The following is a 17,508-nucleotide window of genomic DNA, read 5'->3' as shown; positions in this document are numbered from 1 at the left end:
CCCCAGTGGCCAAGATCACCAAGGTGTCTCCGCTGGCCCCTGCGGCCTTCCCTGATCTGCCGGTCATCGACGGTGTGCGGTTCGCCGCCGTCGCTGCCGGGGTGCGGTATCAGGGCCGCACCGACGTGATGCTGGCGGTGCTCGATCCGGGTACCGCGGTGGCGGGGGTGTTCACCCGCTCGGCCACCCGTGGGGCGCCCGTGCTGGATTGCCAAGACAAGATCGGCGGGCCCAGCGACGGGCCGGCGGCGATTCTGGTGAACTCGGGCAACGCCAATGCCTTTACCGGGCAGTACGGGCGGGCCTCGGTCGGGCAGATCACCGAAGCCGTGGCGCAGGCGACCGGCGTGGCGCAGAGCCGCGTGTTCACCTCGTCGACCGGGGTGATCGGCGAGCCGCTGCCGCATGACCGGATCGTGGCCCGGCTGGACGAGCTGACCGCCGGCCTGCGCGCCGACGCGTTGGAACAGGCCGCGCGGGCGATCATGACCACCGACACCTTCCCCAAAGGCGCTAGCGCGCAGGTGGAGATCGACGGCAAAACAGTCTCTATTGCAGGGATTGCCAAAGGATCGGGTATGATCGCACCCGACATGGCGACAATGCTGGTCTATATCTTCACCGATGCGAAGATCGACCAATCGGCGCTGCAACGGATGCTGGCCGAGCAGACCGACCGGACCTTCAACTGCATCACCGTGGACAGCGACACCTCGACCTCGGACAGCCTGTTGCTGTGCGCGACGGGCGCGTCGGGCGTGGAGGCCACCGGCAATGCCGATTTCGCGCGGGCGCTGGAATCGGTGATGCTGGATCTGGCGCATCAGGTGGTGAAGGACGGCGAAGGCGCCACCAAATTCGTCGAGATCCGCGTGACCGGCGCGGCCTCGGACGCGGATGCCAAGGTCCACGGGCTGGCCATCGCCAATTCACCGCTGGTCAAGACCGCCATCGCGGGCGAGGACCCGAATTGGGGCCGTGTCGTCATGGCGATCGGCAAATCCGGCGCGGCGGCCGATCGCGACACACTCAGCATTTCTTTCGGCGATATTCTTGTGGCCGAAAAAGGTTGGGTCAGCCCCAGTTATCGCGAGGAAGACGCCGCCGCCTACATGAAAGGCCAGGAACTGGTGATCGCGGTCGATCTGGGGCTGGGTGAGGGCAAGGCCACCGTCTGGACCTGCGATCTGACCCACGGGTACATCGAGATCAACGCGGATTACCGGTCGTGACATCAGAGCAATTCCAGCAGAAGTGGAGCCCGGTGTTGCGTCCGGGACTGCGACCATGAAAACGGTGCTCGTCTCTGCCGTCGCCTTGATCGACGTGGATGGGCGGGTGTTGCTGGCGCAGCGCCCGGAAGGCAAGGCCATGGCCGGGCTGTGGGAATTTCCCGGCGGCAAGATCGAGCCGGGCGAAACCCCCGAGGCCGCTCTGATCCGCGAATTGCACGAGGAACTGGGCATCGACACCTGGGCCTCGTGCCTGGCGCCGCTGACCTTTGCCAGCCACAGCTATGACGATTTCCACCTGCTTATGCCGCTGTTTGCCTGCCGCAAATGGCAGGGAATCCCGCAGTCGAAAGAAGGTCAGGCGCTGAAATGGGTGCGCGCGAACGACCTGCGCAACTATCCGATGCCGGCGGCGGATGTTCCGTTGATCCCGATTTTGCGGGACTGGCTGTAACAATTCGTAAGATTCCGGAAAACATCACGAAAAAGTTGACGCTGATCGTCCTCCTTGTCCTTAATCGGGGCAGCGGCGCGCGGGTCTGACCCGGCGACGTCGTTCCGGCCCAAACCGGGGCCGGATGGGGAGGAGAGATAGAATTGGCTCAGACGCAGTCGGGCGCCGAGGGGGTGCACTCCCTTCCGGCGCTGCTAAACCGCAATGCGGCGCAGTTCGGGGATGCCCCGGCCTACCGCGAAAAGGAATTCGGGATCTGGCAGTGCTGGACCTGGGCGGAAACGGCCACCGAGATCCGCGCGATGGCGCTGGGATTTCTGGAAATTGGCGTTGAAAAGGGCGACCATATCGCCGTGATCGGGCGCAACCGCCCGGCGCATTACTGGTCGATGGTCGCGGCCCAGATGGTGGGCGCGGTGCCGGTGCCGCTATATCAGGACTCGGTCGCTGAAGAGATGGCCTATGTGCTGGACCATTGCGGCGCGAAATACGTGGTCTGCGGCGATCAGGAGCAGGTCGACAAGGTCATCGAGATCCAGGGCAACCTGAACCAGATCAAGCACATCCTGTATACCGACAAGCGCGGCATGCGGAAATACGACCACAGCCAGATGAACGCGCTGAGCGACATCATGGCCGAGGGGCGCGCTGGGCATCACCGGCTCGACGCCGAGTTGGACCGCCGCATCGCCGAAATCACCTATGACGACACCTGCGTGATGCTATATACCTCGGGCACCACGGGCAAGCCCAAGGGCGTGGTTCTGTCGAACCGCAACGTGATCGAGAGCGCAAAGAACTCGGCCGAATTCGACCACCTGACCCGGAACGAGGATATCCTGTCCTATCTGCCGATGGCCTGGGTGGGCGATTTCATCTTTTCGGTCGGTCAGGCTTATTGGTGCGGGTTCTGCGTGAATTGCCCCGAAAGCGCTGACACGATGATGACCGACCTGCGTGAGATCGGTCCGACCTATTTCTTCGCCCCGCCGCGCGTGTTTGAGACCCAGCTGACCAACGTGATGATCCGGATGGAGGATGCCAGCCCGATGAAGCAGCGGATGTTCCGCTATTTCATGGATCACGCCAAAAAGGTCGGCGGCCGCATCCTGGACGGCCACCCGGTCGGACTAATGGATCGCCTGAAATACGCGATCGGAAATGTCCTGGTTTACGGACCGCTCAAAGACACGCTGGGCTATGGCCGGTTCCGTGTCGGGTACACAGCGGGCGAGGCGATCGGGCCCGAGATTTTCGATTTCTACCGCTCGCTGGGGATCAACCTGAAGCAGCTGTATGGTCAGACCGAGGCGACGGTGTTCATCACCGTCCAGCCCGACGGCGAGGTGCGCGCCGACACGGTGGGCGTTCCGGCCCCCGACGTCGAGCTGAAGATCGCCGAGAATGGCGAGATCTTCTATCGCTCGCCCGGCGTGTTTGTTGAATACTTCAAGAACCCCGAATCCACCGCCTCGACCAAGGACCCCGAAGGCTGGGTCGCCACGGGCGACGCGGGGTTCATCGAGGAAAGCAGCGGCCATCTGCGGATCATCGACCGCGCCAAGGACGTCGGCAAGATGGCCGACGGCTCGATGTTCGCGCCGAAATATGTCGAGAACAAGCTGAAGTTCTATCCCGACATCCTGGAGGCGGTGCTGTTCGGCAATGGCCGCGACCGCTGCGTGGCTTTCATCAACATCGATCTGACGGCGGTGGGCAACTGGGCCGAGCGCAACAACATCGCCTACGCGTCTTACCAGGAACTGGCGGGCCATCCACGGGTGCTGGAGACAATCCGCAGCCATGTGGAAGAGGTCAACAAGTCGGTTGCCGCCGACGAGATGCTTTCGGGTTGCCAGGTGCACCGGTTTGTAGTGCTGCACAAGGAACTGGACCCCGATGATGGCGAGATCACCCGCACCCGAAAAGTGCGCCGCAAGTTCGTCGAGGACAAATACGCCGACATCATCGCCGCGCTCTATGACGGGTCTGAGGCGGTATCGACCACGACCGAGGTGACCTATGAGGACGGGCGCAAGGGATCGATCAGCGCCACGCTGGATATCGTCGACGTGCCGGTCGTGCCGGTGTCGCATCAGAAGGTGGCCGCGGAATGAGGCCGGTCGTGCGCCGCTCGGCCTGCGGCCATCGCCCCGCCCGCCGTCCCGTTCACCCGCAGTTTGAGGAGTAGACGATGCTGGATGCATCCGACGACGGATATGTCACCGAGGATGGCCGCAAGATCGGCGGCGTGGTGATGGAGATGAAAAACATCACCCTGCGATTCGGCGGCGTGGTGGCGATTAAGGATATCTCGTTCGACATCCGCCAGGGCGAGATCCGCGCGATCATCGGTCCGAACGGCGCGGGCAAGTCCTCGATGCTGAACGTGATTTCCGGCTTCTACATTCCGCAGGAAGGCGAGGTCTGGTTCCACGGGGCGAAACGCCCGCAGATGAAACCCTATGAAGTGGCCCGCCAGGGCATCGCGCGGACCTTTCAGAACATCGCCCTGTTCGAAGGCATGAGCGTTCTGGACAACGTGATGACCGGCCGCCTGAATTTCATGAAGACCAACATCCTGCAGCAGGCGATCTGGCGCGGCAAGGCCGAGGCGGAAGAGGTGGAAAACCGCGAGGCGGTCGAGAAGATCATCGACTTTCTGGAAATCCAGCACATCCGCAAGACGCCGGTGGCGCGCCTGCCCTATGGCCTGAAGAAACGCGTCGAACTGGCCCGTGCGTTGGCCGCCGAACCCAAGCTGCTGCTGCTGGACGAGCCGATGGCCGGCATGAACGTCGAGGAAAAAGAGGACATGAGCCGCTTTATCCTGGACGTGAACGACGAATTCGGCACGACCATCGCCCTGATCGAGCATGACATGGGCGTGGTGATGGACCTAAGCGACCGTGTGGTCGTGATGGATTACGGCAAGAAGATCGGGGACGGCACGCCCGACGAGGTGCGCAACAACCAGGAAGTCATCGACGCCTATCTGGGGGTCAGCCATGACTGAGCACCGCACAGAATTGAGGGGAGGCGCAGATGCCTGATCAGTTGATTTTCGCGATGGAGGTCTTTCTGAACGGCCTCATGGCCGGGGTGCTGTATGCGCTGGTCGCGCTGGGCTTTGTGCTGATCTACAAGGCGTCGGGGATCTTCAATTATGCCCAGGGGGTTATGGCCCTGTTTGCGGCGATGACGCTGGTGGGGATCATGAACGGGCAAGTGCCGTTCTCCCATCTGATCAACGCGATCTTCGGTACGCATATTCATTACTTCGGCTGGAACGTGCCCGCGCTGCTAGCCATTCTGCTGACGATGGGCGTGATGGTCCTGCTGGCCTGGGCGGTGCAACGCTTTGTCATGCGCCACCTCGTGGGACAGGAGCCGATCATCCTGTTCATGGCTACGATCGGCCTGGCCTATTTCCTGGAAGGCGTGGCTGACCTGATGTGGGGATCCGAGATCAAGACGCTGGACGTGGGTCTGCCGCAAGGCATCAACCTGTGGATCGACGAGACCACCTACAACATATTCGGCTACGGCTTCTTCATCGACAATCTGGACATAGTGGCGACGGTCATCGCGGCGCTTCTGGTGGCGGCACTGGTCGCGTTCAGCCAGTACACCAAGCAGGGCCGCGCCATGCGGGCCGTGGCTGACGACCATCAGGCCGCGCTGTCGGTCGGTATCTCGCTGAACTTCATCTGGATCATGGTCTGGTCGGTGGCCGGGTTCGTGGCGCTGGTCGCGGGCATCATGTGGGGCACCAAGTCGGGCGTGCAGTTCTCGCTGTCGCTGATCGCGCTCAAGGCGCTGCCGGTTCTGATGCTGGGCGGGTTCACCTCGATCCCCGGCGCCATCGTCGGCGGGCTGATCATCGGCGTGGGCGAGAAGCTGTTCGAGTTCGCCGTGGGCCCGCTGGTAGGCGGCGCGACCGAGAACTGGTTTGCCTATGTGCTGGCGCTGATCTTCCTGGTGTTCCGGCCGCAGGGCCTGTTCGGCGAGAAGATCATCGAGAGGGTGTAGGCCATGACCAAGCTGATCGCCATCATCAACGTGATCGCGTGGGCGGGGTTCTGGGCCTTTGGGTACATCGCCCTGACCTCGAACGATCTGACCGCCAATCAGCTGACCGTGGCCGCGCTTTTGGCCTTTGCCGGGCTGGTGATGGGTGTTCTGGCCTACATGAAACTGGTGCGCGCCTCGGAGGCGAGCGGATATGCCAAACGGTCCAACCAACTGGACGCCGAAGCCCGCAACCGGGCGCAGGAACAATGGGGAAAGTAAGACATGTTCTATCGTGAGGCCGGAGACTTCAAGACCTCCTACAGGGACGACAATCAGACTTTCCCGATCAAGTTCGACCGGTATCGCTACTATGTGGTGCTGGCCGTGGCGTTCGGGATCATCCCGTTCATCATCAACGACTATTGGGCCAACGCGCTGCTGCTGCCCTTCCTGATCTATGCGATTGCGGCGATCGGGCTGAACATTCTTGTGGGCTATTGCGGGCAGGTTTCCTTGGGCACCGGGGGTTTCATGGCCGTGGGCGCCTATGCCTGCTACAAGCTGATGACCGCCTTTCCCGACGTTTCGATGTTCATCCATGTGATCCTGGCCGGCGGCATCACCGCCATCGTGGGCGTGCTGTTCGGCCTGCCCAGCCTGCGGATCAAGGGGTTCTACCTGGCGGTGGCGACGCTGGCGGCGCAGTTCTTCCTGGTGTGGCTGTTCAACCGGGTGCCGTGGTTCTACAACTATTCTGCCTCGGGGCAGATCAACGCGCCCGAGCGCGACGTGTTCGGCATCATCATCACCGGCCCCAACGCGCCGGCCTGGGCGACCTATCTGTTCTGCCTGATCTTCCTGACCGCCTGCGCGATCATCGCCCGCAACCTGACCCGCGGCACCACCGGGCGCACCTGGATGGCAATCCGCGACATGGACATCGCCGCGGAAATCATCGGTGTGAACCCGCTGCGCGCCAAGCTCAGCGCCTTTGCCGTCAGCTCGTTCTTCGTGGGCGTGTCAGGCGCGCTATTCTTCGCCATCTACCTGGGCGCGGTCGAGGTGGGCGAGGCCTTCGGCATCCAGAAATCCTTCCTGGTGCTGTTCATGGTCATCATCGGCGGGCTGGGCTCGATCTTCGGATCCTTTGCCGGCGCGGCCTTCCTGGTCCTGCTGCCGGTGGTGCTCAAGGTCGTGGGCGCGGACATGCTGGGCTGGCCCACCGACATCGTGGCGCATCTGCAGCTGGTGATCGTGGGCGGGCTGATCATCCTGTTCCTGATCCTAGAACCGCACGGTCTGGCGCAGCTGTGGCGCGTCGCCAAGGAGAAACTGAGACTCTGGCCTTTCCCGCACTAGGGACCGGCCCAATCAAGAAGGGGGCGCAAAGCCCGAACCAACATCGGATAAACCAAGGGAGGAGACACCCGATGAACAAGAAACTGGCAACCATGGCGCTGGGTGCGCTGATGGCCGCGGGGCCGGCAATGGCCGACCTCGTGTTCCCGTCGCTCAGCTACCGCACCGGGCCTTACGCCGCGGGCGGCATCCCCTTCGCGGATGGCTACGCGGACTATTTCACTCTGCTCAATGAGCGGGACGGCGGCATCGGTGGTGTTCCGGCCAACGTCATCGAGTGCGAAACCGGTTACAACACCGAGAAGGGTGTCGAATGTTATGAATCGACCAAGGGCGAAGGTGCACTGGTGTATCAGCCGCTGTCGACCGGCATCACCTATCAGCTGATCCCGAAAACCACCGCTGACGACATCCCGATGCACACGATGGGATATGGCCGCACCTCGGCCAAGAACGGCAAGGTGTTCAGCCACACGTTCAACTATCCGGCCAACTACTGGGACGGTGCGTCGGGTGCGATCAACTATCTGCTCGAGGAAAACGGCGGTGATCTGAGCGGCAAGAAGATCGCGCTGGTCTACCACAACTCGGCCTACGGCAAGGAGCCGATCCGTACGCTGGAAGAGCTGTCCAAGAAGCACGGCTACGAACTGGTGGCCCTGCCGGTCGATCACCCGGGCCAGGAGCAGAAATCGCAGTGGCTGCAGATCCGCCGCGATCGTCCCGACTATGTCCTGATGTGGGGCTGGGGCGTGATGAACCAGGTGGCCATCCAGGAAGCCGCGAACATCCGGTTCCCGATGGAAAACTTCATCGGCATCTGGTGGTCGGGCGCTGAGCATGACGTGATGCCCGCCGGTGCGGCCGCGGATGGTTACAAGGCGCTGACCTTCCACAACGTCGGCTCGGACTATCCGCTGTATGACGACCTGCAGAAATACGTCATCGACGCTGGCAAGGCCGCCGGTGCTGGCGATCAGGTCGGTACGGTCCTGTACAACCGCGGTCTCTATGCTGCGATGCTGGCCGCTGAGGCCGCAAAGAAGGCACAGGAAATCTCGGGCAAGGCTGACATCACCTCGGGCGACATGCGCGACGGTATGGAAGCGCTTGAGATGACCGAAGCGAAGATGGCCGAACTGGGCCTGCCGAACTTTGGTCCGACCTTCTCGGTCAGCTGTGAAAACCACGGCGGGGATGCCCTTGTGGGCGTGACCCAGTGGGATGCAGACAGCAAGACCTGGACTCTGATCTCGGAGTTCAAGGCTACCGATACGGACGTGATCGGCCCGCTGATCGAGGAAGACTCGAGCGCATACGCGGCTGAAAACAACATCGAACCGGGCTGCAACTAAGCGGCACGAACACCGGGACGGCGGCTGACCGCCGTCCCGAACCGGACAAGCCCCGAAATGGGGCAGGCATGAGGACACGCGCTGATGCTGGATGCGGCACAAACCACTGACGTGCAGGCGGAAACCCTGCTTGAGGTCAACAATATCGAGGTGATCTACAACCATGTGATCCTCGTGCTGAAAGGCGTCAGCCTGACCGTGCCCAAGGGCGGGATCACCGCGCTGCTGGGCGGCAACGGGGCCGGCAAGACGACGACGCTCAAGGCGGTGTCGAACCTGCTGCATTCCGAACGCGGCGAGGTCACCAAGGGCTCGATCAAGTATCGCGGCCAGAACGTGCACGAGCGCGACCCGGCCGACCTGGTGCAGAAGGGCGTCATCCAGGTGATGGAAGGCCGCCACTGTTTCGAACATTTGACCGTCGAGGAAAACCTGCTGACCGGGGCCTATACCCGCAAGGACGGCAAGGCCGCCATCCAGCAGGATCTTGAACTGGTCTACAACTATTTCCCCCGCTTGAAAGAGCGGCGTCGGTCACAGGCAGGCTATACCTCGGGCGGGGAACAGCAGATGGTCGCCATGGGCCGCGCGCTGATGAGCCGCCCGGAGACGATCCTGCTGGACGAGCCCTCGATGGGCCTCGCACCGCAGCTGGTCGAGGAGATCTTCACCATCGTGAAGGACCTGAACGAACAGGAAGGTGTGTCCTTCCTGTTGGCCGAACAGAACACCAACGTGGCGCTGCGCTTTGCCCATTACGGATATATTCTGGAATCTGGGCGCGTGGTGATGGACGGCCCTGCCGCCGAACTGCGCGAGAACCCGGACGTCAAGGAATTCTACCTCGGCATGTCCGACGAAGGCCGCAAGAGTTTCCGCGATGTGCGGTCCTATCGTCGCCGCAAAAGGTGGCTGTGAGCGGATGGAGGATCTGGCGATGACATTCTACGATGCTCTGGAAACCCGTTCGGCCGATCAGCGCGCCGCCGAGCAATCGGCCGGTCTGCGCGAACAGCTGGCGCGGGCGAAATCCGCGCCCGGGTTCGCGGCCCATTTCGCCGATGTCGATCTGGACGCGGTCCAGACCATCGCGGATCTGCCCAGGCTGCCGGTTCTGCGCAAGTCCGACCTGACCAAGGCGCAGGGTCAGCACCCGCCCTTTGGCGGATTTACCGTCAAACCCGCCCATGGCTTTGCCCATGTGTTCCAGTCGCCGGGGCCGATCTATGAACCCGGCGGGGTCGATCACGACTGGTGGCGCATGGGCCGGTTCCTGCATGCGGCGGGCGTGGGCCTGGGCGATATCGTGCAGAACTGTTTTGGCTATCACCTGACACCCGCGGGCATGATCTTTGAAAACGGCGCGCGTGCCGTGGGCGCCGCCGTGCTGCCCGCGGGCACCGGCCAGACCGAACTTCAGGTCACCGCCGCGCGCGACGTGGGCTGCACCGCCTATGCCGGCACGCCCGATTACCTGAAGGTGATCCTGGACAAGGCCGACGAGATGGGCGTCGCTCTGAACTTCTCGAAGGCGGTCGTGGGCGGCGGGGCACTGTTCCCCAGCCTGCGCCAGGCCTATGCCGATCGCGGAATTTCCTGCCTGCAATGCTATGCCACGGCCGATCTGGGTAACATCGCCTATGAAAGCGCCGCGATGGAGGGCATGATCATCGACGAGCATGTCATCGTCGAAATCGTGACCCCCGGCACCGGAACACCGGTGGCGGAAGGCGAGGTCGGCGAGGTCGTGGTGACCTCCCTCAACCCCGACTATCCGCTGATCCGCTTTGCCACCGGTGATCTGTCGGCGGTGCTGCCCGGGCAGTCGCCCTGTGGCCGCACCAACCTCCGCATCAAGGGCTGGATGGGGCGCGCCGATCAGACCACCAAGATCAAGGGCATGTTCGTGCGCCCCGAACAGGTGGCCGCGCTGGTCGCCAAGCATGACGAGATCGTCAAGGCCCGCGTCATCGCTGCCCGGCAGGGCGAGATGGACACGATGACCGTGCAGATCGAAAGCCCCGGCGGCGATGACGGCACCTATGCCAAGTCGGTGGTCGAGGTTCTCAAGCTGAAGGGCACCGTTCAGGTGGTGCCACCCGGCACGCTGCCCAAGGACGGGCTGGTGATCGAGGATCAGCGCGTCTACGACTGATCCGGCCCGGGGTTCTGCGGCCAAATGCGCCGCAGAATCCTGTGCCTGCCCACTGGCGTTTCCGAGTTTTTTGGTCGATTAAAGGGGAACCGCAACCTTTGCCGACCCGAGGCCATGGCCCAGATCGAATTCTCAGAACATGGATCGCGCAACCGTGGGGCCTTGGGCACCCGGTTCGTCGGGGCCTTGGCCTATCTGGTTGCAGCAGCCTGCCTGTTGCCGATGGTCGCCGTGGTGCTGGCGGCCGTCACCGGCGGCACTGACACGATCCGGCATCTGCTGGACACGGTCCTGCCCGGCTATGCGGCCACCACGCTGATCCTGGTCTCATTGGTTTCGGTGGGGACTTTCGCCATCGGGGTCGGGGCCGCGTGGCTGGTCACCATGACCCGTTTTCCCGGCGTACGCCTGTTCGAGGTGGCATTGGTGCTGCCGCTGGCCTTTCCGGCCTATGTGCTGGCCTATGCCTATACCTTCATCCTCGATCATCCCGGCATCGTTCAGACCACGCTGCGCCAGGTGACCGGCTGGGGCCCGCGCGACTATTGGTTCCCCGAGATCCGCTCGACCGAGGGCGCGGCGGTGATGCTGATCCTGGTGCTGTACCCCTATGTCTATCTGTTGGCGCGCGCGGCCTTTCTGCAGCAAAGTGCCACCGCTTTTCTGGCGGCGCGGGCGCTGGGCAGCAGCCCGTGGTCGGCCTTTTGGCGGGTATCGCTGCCGATGGCGCGGCCCGCGATTGCCGGCGGTGTTCTACTGGCGGTGATGGAGACCATCGCTGATTTCGGTACGGTCGCCTATTTCGGGGTTCAGACCTTTGCCACCGGCATCTACACCAGCTGGTTTTCGATGGCCGACCGCGCGGCGGCGGCGCAGCTGGCGCTGTGCCTTCTGGCCTTTGCGCTGGTGATGGCCGTGACCGAGCGCACCCAGCGCGGCAAGGCCAAATACTACCAACCCGGCAAACGCCACGCGGCATTGCCCGCTGCACAGCTGAGCGGCTGGCAGGCTGTGGCGGCATGGGTTTTATGCGCCATTCCGGTTTTGTTCGGCTTTCTACTTCCGGTGATCGTGCTGACTCAGATGGGATTGGAGTCCGAGCAGAACCTGCTTTCGGCCCGCTATCTCGGGTTCATTCGGAACTCTCTGACTCTGGCAGGAACGGCGGCGGTGATCACCGTCTGCGCGGCGGTCTGCGTCGGTTTCTTCCAACGGCTGAGACCCGGGCGCGGTTCGGCCATGGCGGCTTATGCGGCGCGGTTGGGCTATGCCGTGCCAGGCGGCGTGATCGCGGTGGGGCTGATCGTGCCTTTTGCCGGGTTCGACAATGCGCTGGACGCCTGGATGCGGCAGACCTTCGGCGTGTCGACCGGGTTGCTGGTCACCGGCTCGATCTGGTTGTTGGTGGCGGCCTACATGGTGCGCTTCCTCGCGGCCGCGCTCAGCGCTTATGAAAGCGGTCAGAGCACCGTTCATGCAAATATGGATGCCGCTGCCCGCTCGCTGGGGCAGACGCCATTGGGCACGTTGCGTCGGGTGCATCTGCCGATCCTCACGCCCTCGCTGCTGACGGCGCTGCTGATCGTATTCGTGGACGTGATGAAGGAACTGCCGGCCACGCTGATCATGCGGCCCTTCAACTTTGACACGCTGGCGGTTCAGGCCTACCGGCTGGCCTCGGACGAACGGTTGGAGGGCGCTGCCGTTCCGTCGCTGGTGATCTTGGCCGTGGGCCTGCTGCCGGTGATCCTGATCTGCCGCCAGGTCGGGCGCCGGCACTGACGGGCGGTTCAAAAATACCACACCATGTCGTGACAGGCTTGATCTGATCGCATTTTCCGGCAAGGCTGAAGTCATGAACATGCAGCCTCCCAGCCGGAACCCTGCAAGCCCGGTCCAGATGCCGGTGGCCTTCAACCGGCAAGAGATGTCACAGATTCTTTCCGTCTATGGACGGATGGTCGCCGCCGGAGAATGGCGTGACTACGGAATATCAAATCTGCGCGACGTTGCCATATTCTCGATCTTCCGACGTACGGCCGAGCACCCGATCTATCGTGTTGAAAAACACCCCCGGCTGCGTTCAAAGCAGGGGATGTATTCGGTGGTGGGCATGGACGGGCGCATCCTGAAACGCGGGCACGACCTGCGCGCCGTCCTGCGGGTACTGGAACGCAAGCTGATCCGCTCGGTCGACCCGGATTAGAGCCGCTTGTGCGCCGTGACCGGCCCGTCGCCCTGGGCTTCGATCCGGGCAATGGCCTGATCCATCGGTTCAAATACCACCGCCATGTGATGGGCATTGGCATGCAGCAGCATGTTGTCGCCAGACACCCAAGCCACATGGCCTTTCCAGAACAACAGATCGCCACGCTGCGTCGGGGTACCTTGGGGCAGTGCGGTGCCAAGCTCCCGCTCCTGGTCGCCGCTGTCGCCGGGGCAGGCAACGCCGCAGGCCAGCAGCCCGGCCTGAATCAGGCCTGAACAATCCAGCCCCCACCGGCTGTTGCCGCCCCAAAGATAGGGGGTGCCCAGAAACAGTTCGGCCACGGCCACCGGGTCGTTCAGTAGGGTTCCGACCGGTTTGACATGCACTGCGGGGATGAACCCAAGCTCGGTCTCGACAAAGCGGTCCTGCTGCGACAACACCACGACCCGGCTGCCAAAGCTCAGGCTGACCCGGTCGGGGCTTTTGATGTCGGGTTGCGCATAGGCATGGGTCGCCGGGGCCCAGATCCAATGCGTGGCCGGGACGTCTGGGCCCAGCTGGTCCGCGCGCAGCCAGCCTTGATACCCATCCTTGTCGGAAACCACCCGGCACCAGCCGCCGGACTGTTCGGTGATGTCAAGGCCGTCGCCATACAGCAGCTGACGGTCGCGCGGGCCCTTCGGACTGCGCAGCAGGTCCACGACAGGGCGGATGATGCGCGCGCGGGTCACAGGCCCAGCATCCTGGGCAGGGCGGTCAGCAGGGCGCGCGGCCCTTGCCCCAACCCGCCTTTGCTGCGGCCGGGCTCTTTGGCCTTTTGCCAGGAGTAGATGTCGAAATGCATGTACCGGCTGTTTTCCACGAACCGCCGCAGGAACAGCGCCGCGGTGATCGACCCCGCGAACCCGCCCGCCGGCGCGTTGTCGAGATCGGCGATGCCCGGCTCGATCAACGTCTCATAGGGCGTGTGGAACGGCATCCGCCAGACCGGGTCAGCCGCCTGAACAGCGGCCTGTGCCAAAGCCTGCGCGGCGGCATCGTCATCGGTGTAGAACGGGGCCAGATCCGCCCCCACCGCCACCCGCGCCGCGCCGGTCAGCGTCGCCATTGAGATCACCAGATCCGGCGCGCCCTCATCCGCCAGCGCCAGCGCGTCGGCCAGCACCAGACGCCCTTCGGCATCGGTATTGTTGATCTCGACCGTCAGGCCCTTGCGCGAGGTCAGGATGTCACCCGGCCGGAACGCGTTGCCCGCCACCGCGTTTTCCACCGCGGGGATCAGCACCCGCAATTGCAGCGGCAGGTCCAGCGCCATGATCATGCGCGCCAGTCCCAGCACGTTCGCCGCGCCGCCCATGTCCTTTTTCATCAACCCCATCGAGGCACCCGGCTTCAGGTTCAGTCCGCCGGTGTCAAAGCAGACGCCCTTGCCGACCAAGGTTAGCTTCGGACCGCTTGTGCCCCAGGTCATCTCGATCAGGCGCGGAGCCTGTTCAGCGGCCCGACCTACCGCGTGGATCATGGGAAAGTTCTGTTCCAACAAGGTGTCGCCAATGGTGACGGCACAACGAGCTCCGTACTCCTGCGCCAGCGTTTCAACGGCGTCTTGCAGGGCCTGAGGTCCCATGTCGGCCGTCGGAGTGTTGACCAGGTCACGGGTGAGAGCTTCGGCATTGGCCATGATCTCAACCCGCGGAGCATTCACACCGTCCGGCGCGACCAATCGGGCTTTTGCGCCGGACTGTTCGGCATATCGGACGAAACTGTACCCGGTCAGCAACCAGCCCAGGGCTTCGATTTCGGCTCTGTCAGTCGGCAAACCGGACGCAATCCGGTAAGTGCCCTCGGGCAGAACCTCGGCGGCGGCGGCAAGCGGAAAGCGTACCCGAGCGCGCCGGGTGTCTGTTCCATAGCCTGCCAGCGCGAATTGCGGCGCGCCCGTCGGTCTGGGAACCAGCAGAACCTGCCCGATTGCGCCGGTGAATCCGTTCGCGGCCACCCAGGCCTGTGTCTGATCGGGCTGAGACTTCAGCCATGGCTCGAGCCCGTCCTGCGCAAGAACATGCAGATCAATGGCAGGGGCATCGGAAGGTGCAAAAGACAGGGACATGGGCGCCTCGGACTGTTCTGGTGACGCCTACACTAGCCGCCTGTTGTTCGCCCGCAACCCGTCATATCGAAAGATCCTGTTGATCCCATACAGCGGTCAGCGACCGCTCGCCCACCCGGATCAGTCGGCTGAGCGTAGCTCCGGTCGCCACCGCATCGCCGGCATCTACCGTCCGGGCCACGTCGCCGGCGACCCGGGCCAGCGCCGTCATGCCGACCTGTTCGGATATCGCGACCAGAGACTTGGCGCATTTCCGCAGCCCCGCCCAGTCACGTTGACGCCAGAGCCGTTCACAATTCGACAGGCGTACTGCCAGTTCCTCGACCGTTCGGCACAGAACGTCGACCGCGTTCGTGTCACCCAATTGCCGATACAGCCCGTTCAGCCGGTCCGGATCCAGCCGCACGGATTCCTTCTGTTCAAGCGTGACGATCTTGTCCACCTCATTCACCCCAATCTTTCTGCCCCCACGGCATCTGCGAACCTGTCACAAAAGACCTTTGCAATTCCTTGCGGCCAATCGGGATAATGTCTCGAATTTTGTTCGAACTTGCGTTAGATCGGCGGTCGAACTGCAAATTTGGGAAAACGCGATGCACCACGCCAAACCTCTGCCGAGCTATCTGGTAAAACGGTACCACGGTTGGAAAGCCACGTCCTATTCCGAGAACCAGGCCTGGTACCGCCGGCTGGCGACCGAGGGTCAGCGTCCGCGTGCGATGGTGATTTCCTGCTGTGACAGCCGGGTCCATGTCACCTCGATTTTCGGGGCCGACCAGGGCGAGTTTTTTATCCACCGCAATATTGCCAACCTGGTGCCGCCCTACGAACCGGACGGCGAGCGCCACGGCACCAGTGCAACTATCGAATATGCAGTGACGGCATTGAAAGTGGCGCATCTGATCGTACTGGGGCATTCGCAATGCGGCGGGGTGCAGGGCTGTATCGACATGTGCAAAGGCGAAGCGCCGCAACTGGAAGCCAAAGAGAGCTTTGTCGGACGCTGGATGGACATCCTCAAACCGAAATTCGATCTGGTCTCCGATGTCGAGGACCCCGCCGAACAGGCGCGCCAGTTCGAGCGTCAGGCGGTTGTCGCGTCGCTCGAAAACCTGATGACCTTCCCGTTCGTGGCCGAAGCCGTACAGAACGGCTCGATATCGCTGCACGGCTTGTGGACCGACATCGGCGAAGGTGGTCTGGAGTATTATGATCCGTCAGGAAAAAAATTCCTGCCGGTTTAGTCTTTAAATCGGAGAAACGCACCCTAATTGAACGCTAGTTCAATTAGGGTGCGGTGACTGTATGGAAAACCTGTTGTCTCTGGCGGCCGACAATCTGGTCTCGCCGATCATTCTCAGTTTTGTGCTTGGTCTGTCAGCGGCATTGGCCCGATCTGACCTGACCATTCCCGAGGCCATCGCCAAGGCGATGTCGATCTATCTGCTGTTTGCGATCGGCTTCAAGGGTGGGGTCAGTGTTGCCGCACACGGGATCGACGCCACGCTTGGCTTGTCCCTCATTGCAGGTGTCATTCTGTCCGCACTGCTGCCGCTGGTGGCGTTTGGCCTGTTGCGGGTGCTGACAAACCTGGACCATGTCAACGCCGGAGCGGTCGCAGCGCATTACGGCTCAATCTCGATCGTCACATTTGTGGCCGGTACGTCGGTTCTGGAAAGTCAGGGCCTGATGTACGAGGGCTACATGGTGGCTGTTGCGGCGGCGATGGAAGCGCCGGCGATCTTGTCCGCTCTGTGGCTGATCTCCCGCGGCGGCGGAGCCCGCCGGATGGACTCGGACCTCTGGCGCGAGATTGCCCTCAATGGTTCGATCGTTCTGCTTGTCGGGTCGTTTGCAATCGGCTGGATCACGGGCGAGGACGGTCTGGCCGAAATCAGCAGCTTCGTGGTCGCACCGTTCAAGGGTGTCCTGTGCCTGTTCCTGCTGGACATGGGTATCGTCGCGGGGCGCGGGTTGCGTGCCGGGCGCGGGCTGATCACGATGGGTCTGCTTGGCTTCGGCGTGCTGATGCCGCTGATCGGGGCTGGTGCCGGGTTGGTGGCCGCGCTCCTGTTGGGTCTGTCCACCGGTGGAGCGGTGTTGCTGATGGTGTTGGGCGCCTCCGCCTCGTACATCGCGGTTCCTGCGGCGATGCGCGTGGCCGTGCCCGAGGCGAACCCGTCCATCTATCTGACCCTGTCTTTGGGCGTCACATTCCCATTCAACCTGGCGCTGGGCCTGCCGATCTACGTCTCGGTCGCCCGGGCCGTTACCGGAGGATAAGACGATGCAGACACATGAGGCCAAACGGGTCGAGATCACCATCGAAGCCATCGTGAAATCCCGTCTGACGGATGCTCTGGTCGATCAAGGTGTGACCGGGTTCACGATCCTGCCGGTGCTCGGCGGATCGGGACGATCGGGTGAATGGAGCCGTTCTGGCCAGGTCAGCCGCGCCAGCGGGATGGTTCAGGTCATCTGCATCATTCGCCCCGATCGCTTGGACGGGCTGCTGAGCGCGATTCTTCCCGTGCTTGATCGCCATATCGGGGTTGTAAGCGTCACCGACTGCCAGGTTCTGCGGGCCGAGCGTTTCTGACCCGGCGCGCTTGGGATCCGA

Annotated in this window: 18 protein-coding genes; 15 read left to right on the top strand and 3 right to left on the bottom strand. The window is 62.9% G+C overall.

Features of this window, described 5'->3' with window-relative positions; genetic code table 11:
- Positions 1 to 5: 5 nt before the first annotated feature.
- The 12 genes from argJ (at position 6) to ACR0NY_RS12850 (ending at position 12,775) form a co-directional block, all read left to right on the top strand.
- Positions 6 to 1,232, top strand: a complete 1,227-nt coding sequence (argJ, locus tag ACR0NY_RS12905) for a bifunctional glutamate N-acetyltransferase/amino-acid acetyltransferase ArgJ (protein WP_170369020.1) — start codon at positions 6 to 8, stop codon at positions 1,230 to 1,232.
- A 55-nt stretch (positions 1,233 to 1,287) separates the two neighbouring features.
- The gene (mutT, locus tag ACR0NY_RS12900; protein WP_005979926.1) at positions 1,288 to 1,686 is read left to right on the top strand and encodes an 8-oxo-dGTP diphosphatase MutT; all 399 of its coding nucleotides are present in this window, start codon (positions 1,288 to 1,290) and stop codon (positions 1,684 to 1,686) included.
- Positions 1,687 to 1,829: 143 nt separating this feature from the next.
- Positions 1,830 to 3,803, top strand: a complete 1,974-nt coding sequence (locus ACR0NY_RS12895) for an AMP-binding protein (RefSeq protein ID WP_170369021.1) — start codon at positions 1,830 to 1,832, stop codon at positions 3,801 to 3,803.
- A 77-nt stretch (positions 3,804 to 3,880) separates the two neighbouring features.
- Positions 3,881 to 4,702 (top strand): ABC transporter ATP-binding protein, encoded by an 822-nt coding sequence (locus ACR0NY_RS12890; protein ID WP_093963943.1) that lies wholly within the window; start codon positions 3,881 to 3,883, stop codon positions 4,700 to 4,702.
- 29 nt (positions 4,703 to 4,731) lie between these two features.
- Positions 4,732 to 5,718: a branched-chain amino acid ABC transporter permease gene (locus ACR0NY_RS12885; RefSeq protein ID WP_170340766.1), complete on the top strand. Its 987-nt coding sequence runs from the start codon at positions 4,732 to 4,734 to the stop codon at positions 5,716 to 5,718.
- A gap of 3 nt (positions 5,719 to 5,721) precedes the next feature.
- The gene (locus tag ACR0NY_RS12880; RefSeq protein ID WP_170340767.1) at positions 5,722 to 5,979 is read left to right on the top strand and encodes a hypothetical protein; all 258 of its coding nucleotides are present in this window, start codon (positions 5,722 to 5,724) and stop codon (positions 5,977 to 5,979) included.
- A 3-nt stretch (positions 5,980 to 5,982) separates the two neighbouring features.
- Entirely contained in the window at positions 5,983 to 7,059 is a 1,077-nt protein-coding gene (locus ACR0NY_RS12875) for a branched-chain amino acid ABC transporter permease (RefSeq protein ID WP_005979938.1), read from the top strand.
- Positions 7,060 to 7,130: 71 nt separating this feature from the next.
- Positions 7,131 to 8,414 carry an ABC transporter substrate-binding protein gene (locus ACR0NY_RS12870; RefSeq protein WP_093963947.1) on the top strand — a complete coding sequence of 428 codons (1,284 nt, stop codon included), beginning with the start codon at positions 7,131 to 7,133 and terminating at the stop codon, positions 8,412 to 8,414.
- A gap of 84 nt (positions 8,415 to 8,498) precedes the next feature.
- Positions 8,499 to 9,332 carry an ABC transporter ATP-binding protein gene (locus ACR0NY_RS12865; protein WP_093963948.1) on the top strand — a complete coding sequence of 278 codons (834 nt, stop codon included), beginning with the start codon at positions 8,499 to 8,501 and terminating at the stop codon, positions 9,330 to 9,332.
- A gap of 19 nt (positions 9,333 to 9,351) precedes the next feature.
- Entirely contained in the window at positions 9,352 to 10,569 is a 1,218-nt protein-coding gene (locus ACR0NY_RS12860) for a phenylacetate--CoA ligase family protein (protein ID WP_170340769.1), read from the top strand.
- 114 nt (positions 10,570 to 10,683) lie between these two features.
- Positions 10,684 to 12,351 carry an ABC transporter permease gene (locus ACR0NY_RS12855; protein WP_093963949.1) on the top strand — a complete coding sequence of 556 codons (1,668 nt, stop codon included), beginning with the start codon at positions 10,684 to 10,686 and terminating at the stop codon, positions 12,349 to 12,351.
- A 73-nt stretch (positions 12,352 to 12,424) separates the two neighbouring features.
- Complete coding sequence (locus ACR0NY_RS12850) at positions 12,425 to 12,775, top strand: DUF2794 domain-containing protein (protein WP_093963950.1); 351 nt, start codon at positions 12,425 to 12,427, stop codon at positions 12,773 to 12,775.
- Here ACR0NY_RS12850 and ACR0NY_RS12845 read toward each other — a convergent pair.
- The 3 genes from ACR0NY_RS12845 to ACR0NY_RS12835 form a co-directional block, all read right to left on the bottom strand.
- Positions 12,772 to 13,509 (bottom strand): C40 family peptidase, encoded by a 738-nt coding sequence (locus ACR0NY_RS12845; protein ID WP_170340770.1) that lies wholly within the window; start codon positions 13,507 to 13,509, stop codon positions 12,772 to 12,774. The two genes, ACR0NY_RS12850 and ACR0NY_RS12845, sit on opposite strands and share 4 nt — an antisense overlap.
- Complete coding sequence (locus tag ACR0NY_RS12840; RefSeq protein ID WP_170369022.1) at positions 13,506 to 14,888, bottom strand: leucyl aminopeptidase family protein; 1,383 nt, start codon at positions 14,886 to 14,888, stop codon at positions 13,506 to 13,508. The genes ACR0NY_RS12845 and ACR0NY_RS12840 overlap by 4 nt, the downstream gene beginning before the upstream one ends.
- Before the next feature lie 61 nt (positions 14,889 to 14,949).
- Entirely contained in the window at positions 14,950 to 15,339 is a 390-nt protein-coding gene (locus ACR0NY_RS12835) for a hypothetical protein (RefSeq protein ID WP_170340773.1), read from the bottom strand.
- Positions 15,340 to 15,481: 142 nt separating this feature from the next.
- Here ACR0NY_RS12835 and ACR0NY_RS12830 point away from each other — a divergent pair, with 142 nt between their 5' ends.
- The 3 genes from ACR0NY_RS12830 to ACR0NY_RS12820 all read left to right on the top strand — a co-directional run bounded on the left by ACR0NY_RS12830 (position 15,482) and on the right by ACR0NY_RS12820 (position 17,487).
- The gene (locus ACR0NY_RS12830) at positions 15,482 to 16,132 is read left to right on the top strand and encodes a carbonic anhydrase (RefSeq protein WP_093963954.1); all 651 of its coding nucleotides are present in this window, start codon (positions 15,482 to 15,484) and stop codon (positions 16,130 to 16,132) included.
- A 61-nt stretch (positions 16,133 to 16,193) separates the two neighbouring features.
- Positions 16,194 to 17,171: a sodium-dependent bicarbonate transport family permease gene (locus ACR0NY_RS12825; RefSeq protein WP_170340783.1), complete on the top strand. Its 978-nt coding sequence runs from the start codon at positions 16,194 to 16,196 to the stop codon at positions 17,169 to 17,171.
- A 4-nt stretch (positions 17,172 to 17,175) separates the two neighbouring features.
- The gene (locus tag ACR0NY_RS12820) at positions 17,176 to 17,487 is read left to right on the top strand and encodes a P-II family nitrogen regulator (RefSeq protein WP_170340785.1); all 312 of its coding nucleotides are present in this window, start codon (positions 17,176 to 17,178) and stop codon (positions 17,485 to 17,487) included.
- The last annotated feature ends 21 nt before the right edge of the window (positions 17,488 to 17,508 follow it).

Source organism: Ruegeria sp. BJ5 (assembly GCF_056537865.1).
The sequence above is the reverse complement of the archived record's forward strand: the minus strand, read 5'-3'. Positions and strand labels throughout refer to the sequence as shown.